7 protein-coding genes are annotated in these 10,047 nt (G+C 50.2%); 3 read left to right on the top strand and 4 right to left on the bottom strand.

The window, feature by feature from the left end:
- Together HY879_07640 and recC are read right to left on the bottom strand one after the other, a co-directional pair.
- On the bottom strand, nucleotides 1-1,540 hold a 1,540-nt coding region (locus HY879_07640), incomplete at its 3' end, for a UvrD-helicase domain-containing protein (protein ID MBI5603212.1).
- 29 nt (nucleotides 1,541-1,569) lie between these two features.
- A complete protein-coding gene (gene recC / locus HY879_07645; protein MBI5603213.1) occupies nucleotides 1,570-4,797 on the bottom strand; it encodes an exodeoxyribonuclease V subunit gamma in 3,228 nt (1,075 codons plus the stop codon).
- Between the two features lie 512 nt (nucleotides 4,798-5,309).
- On the opposite strand from recC, the gene HY879_07650 reads away from it, so the two are divergent.
- Nucleotides 5,310-5,561, top strand: a complete 252-nt coding sequence (locus HY879_07650) for a hypothetical protein (GenBank protein ID MBI5603214.1) — start codon at nucleotides 5,310-5,312, stop codon at nucleotides 5,559-5,561.
- A gap of 103 nt (nucleotides 5,562-5,664) precedes the next feature.
- On the opposite strand, the gene HY879_07655 is transcribed toward HY879_07650, so the two are convergent.
- Nucleotides 5,665-6,303, bottom strand: coding sequence for a hypothetical protein (locus HY879_07655; GenBank protein MBI5603215.1), 639 nt, complete (start codon nucleotides 6,301-6,303; stop codon nucleotides 5,665-5,667).
- A 54-nt stretch (nucleotides 6,304-6,357) separates the two neighbouring features.
- Nucleotides 6,358-6,927 (bottom strand): hypothetical protein, encoded by a 570-nt coding sequence (locus tag HY879_07660; GenBank protein MBI5603216.1) that lies wholly within the window; start codon nucleotides 6,925-6,927, stop codon nucleotides 6,358-6,360.
- A gap of 261 nt (nucleotides 6,928-7,188) precedes the next feature.
- Here HY879_07660 and pdxA point away from each other — a divergent pair, with 261 nt between their 5' ends.
- Nucleotides 7,189-8,193, top strand: a complete 1,005-nt coding sequence (gene pdxA / locus HY879_07665; GenBank protein MBI5603217.1) for a 4-hydroxythreonine-4-phosphate dehydrogenase PdxA — start codon at nucleotides 7,189-7,191, stop codon at nucleotides 8,191-8,193.
- Between the two features lie 216 nt (nucleotides 8,194-8,409).
- A partial coding sequence (uvrA, locus tag HY879_07670) for an excinuclease ABC subunit UvrA (GenBank protein MBI5603218.1) occupies nucleotides 8,410-10,047 on the top strand: 1,638 nt, incomplete at its 3' end.

A 10,047-nucleotide genomic window follows, 5' to 3' on the forward strand; every position in this document is an offset into this window, starting at 1 on the left:
GGGGCTTCCCGGACTCTCCCGCCTTGGTCGCATCGACAAACCAGAGCTGGAACGGCGGCTCGGATTTTTGATTGATTTTCAGAAGCTCCTGATTTTCAGGTTCTTTGGGGATAGCCTTGACAAAAGGGATGTCTTCAAAGAGAAAGGGGTTCCTGTTATTTAAAAACAAGGTGTTGACGGCCTGGATCAAGGAGGGTTCCGAGCGCCAGTTTTCCGTGAGGGTATAGCGGGAATCGGCTTGCCCGGCGGCCTGCATATAGGCAAAAAGATCGGCCCCGCGGAAACTGTAAATGGCCTGCTTGGGATCCCCGACCAGGAAAAGAAGGCCCTCTTTTCCGCCGAAAAGATTTTTGAAAATCCCATACTGGACCGGGTCGGTGTCCTGAAACTCATCAATGAGGGCCGCCCGGTATTTGCCCCTGGTCGCTTCCTGAAGATCATCTCCACCGGTCTTTTCCAGGGCCTCCCGCAGCCGGATCAGGAGGTCATCAAAGGACTGGATGTTTTTCCGCCTTTTTCGGATTGGGAGCTCTTCTTTCAGGAAACGGAAGAGTTCTCCTTTGAGAAAAAGAAGCTGTTGATCCATTTCAGAAGAAAGTGCCCAAGCGGTCTTCTGGAAGGCCTCACAGAGGTCGAAGAAAGGATGTTCGGGAGTCTGGCCGTTTTTCCTGGTTTTGGCCTGGAGATGGGAGGAGGTGAATTTTTCAAACTTTTCAAATAGCGGGAGGGCGCCGCTATTGGCCGCAGCATATCCATCCATCTCCTCTATTAACTTCTGTACATCAGGATAGGACTTCAATCCCGGGTCCCCCAGTTTTTCCCGGACCTCTTCCCGGACCTTCGGCCAGTTCTCCTTTAGACGTTTAAAGTTTTCGGAAAAAGACGGGAGGAAAGTCAGCTTCACCGGCCGGCTCTCGGGAACAATTTTTAAATCCAGGTGGGCCAGGCGGTTCCCTTGCAATTTCAAAAAATATTCCGGGCTGAATTTCCGGCTCCGGGCATAACCGACGAACTCCAGGGGGGCCTCATAAAAATGGCGCCGCCAAAAATCCAGAACAATTTCCTTCTTGAGGCTTTCCTGGTCCGGTATCAATTCGGTATCAAACAGGCTGCCACTCTCGAAAGCGCTCTCCTGAAGGGTCTGCTGGCAGAAACCATGAATGGTGCATATCGGGGCCTCATCAAAACTTTTGAGGGCCCCCTCTAAATCCCGGATGGCTTTGGGGGCCTTCGGGATTTTCTGGACCAGGCCTTTTAAAAACGGATCAGGACTGTCCCCGGTACGGAAGGCCGAAATTGCCTGACGAAGTTTGGTGCGGATCCGGTCCTTTAGTTCTTCGGTTGCGGCCACGGTAAAAGTTACCACCAGGATCTGGTCCACGGAAAAATGTTTTTCCAGGATCAGACGCAGAAACAGCCCGGAAATGGTATAGGTCTTTCCGGTCCCGGCACTGGCCTCGATCAGATTGGTCCCGGTAAGCGGACTGTCTAACAAGTCAAATTTTTTTATGGCCCGGCTTTCTTCCTCTTTCTTGGCCACTTAGCGGATCTCCTTCAATTTTCCGGTGTTCAAATTTTTTCTTCGCCCCGAACCAGGGGGCCAAAAATCTCCCTGGCCAGGCACTCAAATTCCTCATCCAGCGGATCACCATGGCCGAAACACATCTGGAAATAAGGATTTTTCTTCTCCACAGGCCCATATTCGTCCTCCCAGGTTTTACGGGCGGCCGTTTTGGCCTTTTCAGGATCCCCATGTTTCTCCATGGACTCGGCAAAGGCCCAGGAAGACAAAGGGAAAAAATGAAGCGGCCTGGTCAGGCCCTGCCAATAGAGATCGATGAGGGTCTTTAAGGATTGAGCCGTTTCTTCGGCCGGCAAAACCCGGCAGGATTTATCCTTGCAGATCAGGATCCCCTGACAGGGTCCCTCCTGGGCCTTCATCAGATTAAGCACCTGAAGATGAATCCATAACCGGAGGCGTTCCTGAGGTCTCATTCTGGCATAACGATAATGGATGATTCCGTCAGGGAATCTTTGGTCAATCCGGCCCATCAACCTGAACCCATCCAGGCTTAAATCGACCTCCAGAGGGTTAAAAGCCCCTTTCTCCGTGTAAGACAGGACGGTTCTGGCAAAAGAATCAAGACCCTGGCAGGTCTGATCAAACAGCCATTCCCCGGGGGCGCCGTGCGGGAGTTGTCCCGAGGCCTTTATTGCCAAAAGGGATTCTTTGAGACTCTGTTTCCGGAGCACCTTCTTGACCAGGTCCTGTTCGAGTTGATAACGGTCGATCCCCGACAGATCAAAGGGTTCATTCTCATCCGGAATTCCGGCTTCTTCCGCCAGATAAATACCCAACCGTCTTCGGAGGAAAAACCGGGCCGGGTTTTCAAAAAAGCCGCAGAACTGATCCAGGTCAATAGTCTTCCATTCCTCCGGAGGCGCCGGAAGCCCATTAAGTATAAAGGGACGGGGGTCCTGTCGTTGACTGACTGCCCATTGGGCGGCTTCAAAATTTTCTGGCGAGTAACTGAAGAGTTTTTCATTCTCCTTGAAATATTCCGGGCTGAAGGCTTGGAGATGGTGTTTGGTCATGATTTGATCTAAGACCCTTTGGTCGGCAGCGGTATAACCCTGCTCGATATAATCCAGGAGTTCACTGACCAGGACCGAGGGCGGGCGGAGACTGTTATCCTGAACGCTCTGTCCATCATAGCTGATATAAAACCGCTCTCTGGCCGAAAGAAGGGCTTCCAGGAAAAGATAGCGGTCATCTTTGCGCCGTGAACGGTCTCCGGGCCTTGGATTTTTGGCTATCAGGTCAAACCCCAGGGATCTGGTCTGTCTGGGATAGGTGTCATCATTCATTCCCATCAGGCAGATCACCTTGAAAGGAATACTGCGCATAGGCAGCATGGCACAGAAGGTCAGACCTCCGGTGAGGAAACCAAAACCGAAACCTTCCTGCTCCAGGCAGGTCCGAAGATAGGTGGTAATCACTTCCAGACCGATCTGCTCCTGAAAACCAGAAAGGTCCTGCTTGCCGGCCAGATCGCTGAGGGTCCGCCGGATAACCTGTACTTCCCGTTCCGTTTCCTCATTGGGTAGAAAAAATGTCAAAAGCAGTCCGGATAAAAATTCTTCCCATTCTTTCAGGGTCCTTTCCCGGCCCAGTTCTTTTAGCGCCTCAAAGAGGTGTTCTATGAATCCCAGGAAATTTCCAAGAACAGCCGTCTCCTCTCCCTCTATCCGGTCATAAGGCAGGATTCCCATGAACATCTGTTCTTCCTGACCGGGTAGGGCATATCCCAGGAGCATTCGCTTGAGCCCGGCCCACCAGGTGTTTTCCGAAAAGGGCGGAAGGCCGAGTTCTTTACGGCTGTTTTCGTCAATCCCCCAGCGGATACGGGTATCCCGGATCCATTTCTGAATAGGCTCCAGATCGGCCTCAGTCAGCGAAAGCCTCCTTTGTACTGCCGGTGATTCCAGAACGGCCAGGATCTCTGAAGCCCCCAGACGGCTACCTTGAAGACCAAGAAGTTGAAGGAAAGAATCGATCAACCGGCTTTCATTCCGGACCCCCCGGTCCGCGATACTGAAGGGAATCCACCGGGGATCGTTCGCCGGAAGGGAAAAGACCGCCTGGATATAGGGGGCATAGGTCTCTATTTCGGGGGCCATGACCAGGATATCCTTGGGAAACAGCGATGGATCAGATTCAAAAAGGGCTAACAGATAATCCTGAAGCACCTCCGCTTCCCTCATGGGGCTGTGGCAGGAGCAGACTTGGATGGAAATATCGTCATCCCGGATGGCCTTCTTTTGACCGACCTCCCCTCCCCGGTCCAGGAGATTTAAGATATCGGATTGAATGCCGGCCAGAAGACCCTCCCCGGCCGGATCAGCAAAGAATTCATTTTCCCGGCAGCCCAGGCCGGTAATCAGATCAAAGAAATCCCTGCCGAGCATCCCCATGGAGGCCAACAGACTATTTCCTTTTTCGAGGTGGAGTTCCTCCGGAAAGGCATTTCCCCCTTTTTGTCGTTTGGTAACCCGCTTCATTTCCCGGTCTGAAAAAATATCGCCCCAATATTCCCGGCAGGGGTTCATGAGAAAAAGATTCACCTCGATCAACCGGGAGAGGGCGGCCAAAACCTGCAGGTGAAATGGCGGGAGGGCCGAGATCCCAAAGACCGAGATCCGGTCCGGCAGGTTTTTAAGGGTCTGGGGGGAATGTTGAATTTTTTCCAGGAAGGCCCTTTGAAGGGCCGCCCGGTGGTTATATTCATTCCCCTTGACCAGTCGGCGCCAAAGGTTGGCCTGCCAATGATCATCCGCCCCCTGGTCCCAGGCCAGGATCAAGTCCGGCCGGAAAAGGAGGTACTGGTCAAAAAGATGGGCAATCCGCAGACAAAGCTGAAAGCGCTTCAGATCCGAATCCTTTCCGTCGAGATACCCCCGCAGACTCTCAAACCCCTTCTCGCCCAGACAGGCAGGAAGGAGGTGCATGAGTCTCCAGGTCATGATCCGGGGCTCGAATAGAGATTCTTCCTGAACCTCCGGAATAATTTGCCGAAAGACGTCAAAGACAAATTTATTCGGAAAAGGAAACCGTATATTGGCGCAAATGCCCAGATGGCGGGCCAGCTCCATGGAGACCCACCGTTCCATGCCTTTACTCTGGACTACAATGATCTCACTCTGAAGCGGATCGGCCAAAGGAAGTTGCAGCACCTCGGCCAGTTTTTCAGACAGAATCTCCAGGCGATTACTGGTATAGAGGTTCAGGTCAGGCATAGTTTTAAGATTGCCAAATGTTTATAAAATTGCATTTCAGATATTGGTTAAAAGAAAGACGAAGGTCAGGTTTGTTAATTTGCATAATTGACCATAATCTGTTAATACTACAGCAAATTTTTTTGCTGTTACGCCCCCTTATCCGTCATGGCATGGTTTAAGCCGGAATCCAGGGACTTTGATTTCTCATTTTCTTGAAAACCCTGGATTCCCGATAAATACATTCGGGAATGACGAAAAGAGTGACGCTGATGTGTTAAGACCAGATCAAAATTATGTTTAAATGACCAGATCAATAATATTGAATATCTTTGGGCAAGGCCTCGATTAAGTGGAGCGTCATTTTGACCTTTTGCCAAATGCTTATATTTGGCGTCCCCAATCCATGTTATCCCATTACTCTTCCAATACCTCCCTCATCTTCTCTTCCAGGAATCGATTCGAAGTGGGTATTCCCACTTGACAATCCAATATCTTTTTATCATAATCAAACCAAAAAGCAAAAAGGATTCATGATGAAAGCTATCCATTTGCCCCTTGATTCCAAAAACCGAATCACCTTAACCAAATTACTTGCCGGCACCAATATCAGTTCGGTCATGGCCTACAGGGATGACCATAAAATTATCCTGGAACCCATGGTGGAAATCCCGGCTAAGGAAATTTGGCTTTACAAAAACAAAGAGGCCTTAATGAAAGTCCGCAAAGGACTTTCCCAAAAAGGGACTGTGAAACGGGGTTCCTTTGCCAAGTATATCACCTAAAAATCTCGAATGTCCGAATTAATTTTTACCCCCCAGGCCGATTCCGAATCACCTTAAATTGAATCGTTTCCCCGTTCATGGCCCTGGTCGTCTGGGAATGACTCTATGGCGAATAGGGTTTCCCTCTCATTTCCTTTTCATAGCGTTGCAGTTCTTGTTCAACCTGATTTTGATCCCGTTTTAAAACTTGTCCCAAAAGATTCGGTTCATAAAAAAACACCCCTCGACTCGTTGTAAACACATATAATTGATCCGATTTATATTCAAATAGAGGCATTGTCTGTCCCGTACCAAAAGTTCGATAGATTTTCCCCTGGGGATATTTTTCTTTTAAGGTCCTGAGGATCGTTTCCGGAAAAAACTCGGGATGATCTTTAAATAAAACCACCTTCCCGAAAAATTTCCCTTCATAGGAATACCCGTATAGGCGACCGGCCGATGAAGGATCCGCCGCACTGATCAGGGCCGTCAGATTGCCCCTTCTAATTTTTAGGCTCTTGGCGGGTGTGTACTGGAGTTCGATTTCAGATCTTTCCTTATCTTCTTTGATCAGACCGCTTTTATTCTTTTCTATGAAAATCTGGTTTAATTCTTCCAGATTCTTCCCCCAGGTCGGAGGCCCCCAGTCAATACTCTGACTGAAAGCCGTTCCGGAAAGAAACATAGAAAAAATAACGCCCCAAATCCATTGGATTTTCCCTTTCCTCCTTTGCTGATCTTCCCCTGTCTTGTACTGAAACATCTCTTCTCCTCACCCGAACGAGTCGGAAAAATAATTTGAAACTTGCATCTTGGGTTATAAGTACCCTCTAACAAAATAATAACCCAGCTTCAGGTATTCGGTAGCAAAGGCCCGAACCCCTTCTTCCTGAAGCCACCAATTCCCTTTCTGATAAGAAATAAAATAGGGATGGGGGATAATTTTAATCCCGAATTTTATTCCTTCTTTTTGATAAACTCCCATACTTCTGCGGGTGTGGAATCCTTCAGAAACCAGGATAGCCCTCCGGACCCTGGACCTGGCCAGTTCACCCAGGACGAATTGGGCTTCCCTCTGGGTAAAAGGATGACTGACAGGGGTCACCAGTACCTGCCATTGATCCCGCTTCAGACCCGAACGTTCCAGTTCCTTCTTAACCAATTGGGGATAGTCGGCGGGCAGGGCAAAAAAATCCTCTTCTCTTGAAGTCTGATGAAGGATGATTACCAGGCGAGAGGCTGCTCCCTTGGATACCAGTGCTTTCCCTGTGGTTAAGGCCCCATTGAGCACCACCTGGGTGCCTTCCAAAATGACGATTTCGGCTTTCCCGTCTTCATAGGGGGCTAAATAGCCGGCGGCTCCGTTCAAAATCTTTTGGTAACCCAAAAAGAGGGCTGCTACCAACAAAGATAAAATCAGAATGATGGGAAAAGACTTCCTTCCTTTCAGAAAAACACCTCCTAATAATTTGTCGAGGTCCCCTGAACCCTTCCCGGGAAACAGGATTGCCTGGTCAGGCCCCTTCTAAAATTACTTTATTCCATTTGACCGTGCAACTGTCAAGTTTTAAGACTTTTTTATTGAACTTGAGAAAAAAATGATTTTCCGCTATCATATAAATTTTTTATTTACTATTTTTACGCCTGAATGGCCAAAATGAGAAAACCTATAATTGCCATTACCATGGGAGATCCTGCCGGAGTCGGGCCGGAGATCATCCTCAAAACCCTGGATCATCCTCAGATCCTTAAATCCTGTTATCCCCTGGTCATCGGGGACCGAAAGGTCCTGGAAACAACCGCCCGGAGACTGGGAAAACCCTTCCCTTTAAGGTCAATTCAAAAAATAGACCCGGCTGAAGAATATAAAGAACCGGGATACCTGTATGAGGCATCTTCCTTGCCGGCGGATCAAGTCATCCCCGGGCACCCCAACCCTAAGTGGGGTCCACCGGCCTTGAATTATATCCAATTGGCCGCCCAATGGGCCTTGAGGGGGAAAGTAGCGGCCATGGTTACTTGCCCCATAAGCAAAGAAATCATCCGTCATTCTCTTCCTTCATTTACCGGCCATACGGAATTTTTAGCCCGCCAGTCCAAAACCGGATCATTCGGCATGATGCTGGCCGGAAAGCGGTTAAAGGTCAGTTTGGTGACCATCCATCTCTCCCTCAAAAAGGCCCTCCGGACCCTGGATACCGGAAAAATCATCCGGACCATTGATCTCTCCCATCAAACCCTGACCCGCTGGTTTGGCCTGAAAGACCCCCGGATAGCCGTAGCCGGCCTTAACCCCCATGCCGGGGAACAGGGAGCCTTCGGCTCGGAAGAAAAAACCATTATCGAACCGGCCATTAAGGCCGTCCGGCATCAAGGGATCGAGGCCACAGGACCTTATCCGCCGGATACCCTTTTTTATTGGGCCGCCCGGGGCCGGTATGATGCGGTGATTGCCCTGTATCACGACCAGGGGCTGATCCCATTGAAATTGCTCCATTTCGACAATGCCGTCAATATCACTATGGGACTGCCCTTTATTCGCACTTCGGTCGATCATGGCACGGCCTTTGACATCGCCGGCAAAGGTCTGGCTAAACCGGACAGTCTGATAGCGGCCATTTTATTGGCCGCCCGCTTTTCCCGGAGGAAATAGTACTACAGCGACACTTTTCCCGTCATTCCCGAATGTCTTTATCGGGAATCCAGGTTTTCCCAGAAAATGAGAAAACCAAAGTCCATGGATTCCGCTCCCCGATTAAGAACGTCGGGGACAAGCTTAAAGCCTGCCGGAATGACGGTTAAGGGGGCGCATTAGCAAAAAAATACGCTGTAGTAATAATATAACTAAATTTATAAGCTGGAAGGCATCATGGCATTAAACCAGATCCTGGTCAAAGGGGCCAGGGAACACAACCTGAAAAATATTGACGTGGTCATCCCCCGGGATAAATTGGTGGTCATTACCGGTCTTTCCGGATCGGGAAAATCCACCCTGGCCTTTGACACCATCTACGCCGAAGGGCAGCGCCGTTATGTGGAATCCCTTTCGGCCTATGCCCGCCAATTTCTGGAACAGATGGATAAACCTGACGTGGATTATATTGAAGGGCTCTCCCCGGCCATTTCCATAGAACAGAAGACCACCAGTAGAAATCCCCGTTCTACTGTGGGCACGGTTACGGAAATTTACGATTTTCTTCGGGTCCTCTTTGCCCGGATCGGAGAACCCTATTGCTACCAGTGCGGTCAGAAGATCTCTTCCCAGTCGGTCCAGGAAATCGTCGACCATTTGTTGGCCTTTCCGGCCGGGACCCGGTTTCAACTCATGGCCCCCCTGGTCACAGGCCGCAAAGGGGAACACCAAAAACTCCTGGAACAATTAAAGCGGGAAGGATTTGTCCGGGCCCGGATCAACGGCGAATTCCGGGAACTGGAAGAAGACATCGTCCTGGACAAAAAGAAAAAACACACCATTGAAGCAGTTGTGGATCGACTGGTGGTCAAAGAGGGATTACAACGACGACTGACCGATTCGGCGGAACTGGCCCTCAAACTCTCCCAGGGATTTCTCAGGGTCCTGTTGGCCGGCGGAGAAGAGATCCTCTTTAGCGAAAGGTTTTCCTGCGACCGTTGCGACATCAGCCTCCCGGAGCTGACCCCTCAGCTCTTTTCCTTCAATAACCCGCAAGGGGCCTGCCCGACTTGCGACGGCCTGGGGACCAAAATGTATTTTGACCCCGACCTGGTGGTTCCCAATCCGAATCTGAATCTTCGGGAAGGCGCCATTGTCCCCTGGGAAAACCGGTCATCCGTTTATTTCCAGCAGATGCTGGAGGCCTTGATCAACCATTACCATTTTGACCTCTACACCCCTTTTAAAGACCTGCCGTCCAAGGTCAGAGAAATCCTGTTATATGGTTCAGGTAATGAAGCCCTCCGTTTTTATTTTGAAAAAGAAGGCCGGAGACATTTTTATGAACGGCCCTTTGAAGGGGTCATTCCCAATCTGGACCGGCGATACCGGGAAACCGATTCCACCATGATCCGGGAGGAACTAGAGCGCTTCATGAATGTCCGGCCCTGTCCTACCTGTAAAGGAACACGGTTAAAAAAAGAGAGCCTGGCCGTCAAAATCCAGGGCCTTTCCATCCATCAGGTTACTTCCTTTTCGGTAAAAGAAGCCAGAATCTGGTTTAACACCATTCAACTGACCACCCGCCAGGCCCTGATCGCCCGTCGAATCGTGAAGGAGATCAACGACCGTTTGGAATTTATGGTCAACGTCGGCTTGGATTATCTGACCCTCAATCGAACCTCGGCCACGCTTTCCGGCGGCGAAGGACAGCGGATCCGGCTGGCCACACAGATCGGCTCCCAGTTGATGGGGGTCCTTTATGTCCTGGATGAACCGAGTATCGGGCTCCATTCCCGGGACAATCTCCGGCTCTTGCAGACCCTGAAGACCCTTCGGGATATCGGCAACACGGTCCTGGTGGTGGAACACGAC

This window comes from Deltaproteobacteria bacterium (assembly GCA_016219225.1).
Taxonomy (GTDB): domain Bacteria; phylum Desulfobacterota; class RBG-13-43-22; order RBG-13-43-22; family RBG-13-43-22; genus RBG-13-43-22.

Excerpts from the sequence above, each read along its gene's own strand:
- recC (MBI5603213.1), bottom strand. The coding sequence starts at position 4,797 with ATGCCTGACCTGAACCTCTATACCAGTAATCGCCTGGAGATTCTGTCT.
- HY879_07650 (MBI5603214.1), top strand. The coding sequence starts at position 5,310 with ATGATGAAAGCTATCCATTTGCCCCTTGATTCCAAAAACCGAATCACC.
- HY879_07655 (MBI5603215.1), bottom strand. The coding sequence starts at position 6,303 with ATGTTTCAGTACAAGACAGGGGAAGATCAGCAAAGGAGGAAAGGGAAA.
- pdxA (MBI5603217.1), top strand. The coding sequence starts at position 7,189 with ATGGCCAAAATGAGAAAACCTATAATTGCCATTACCATGGGAGATCCT.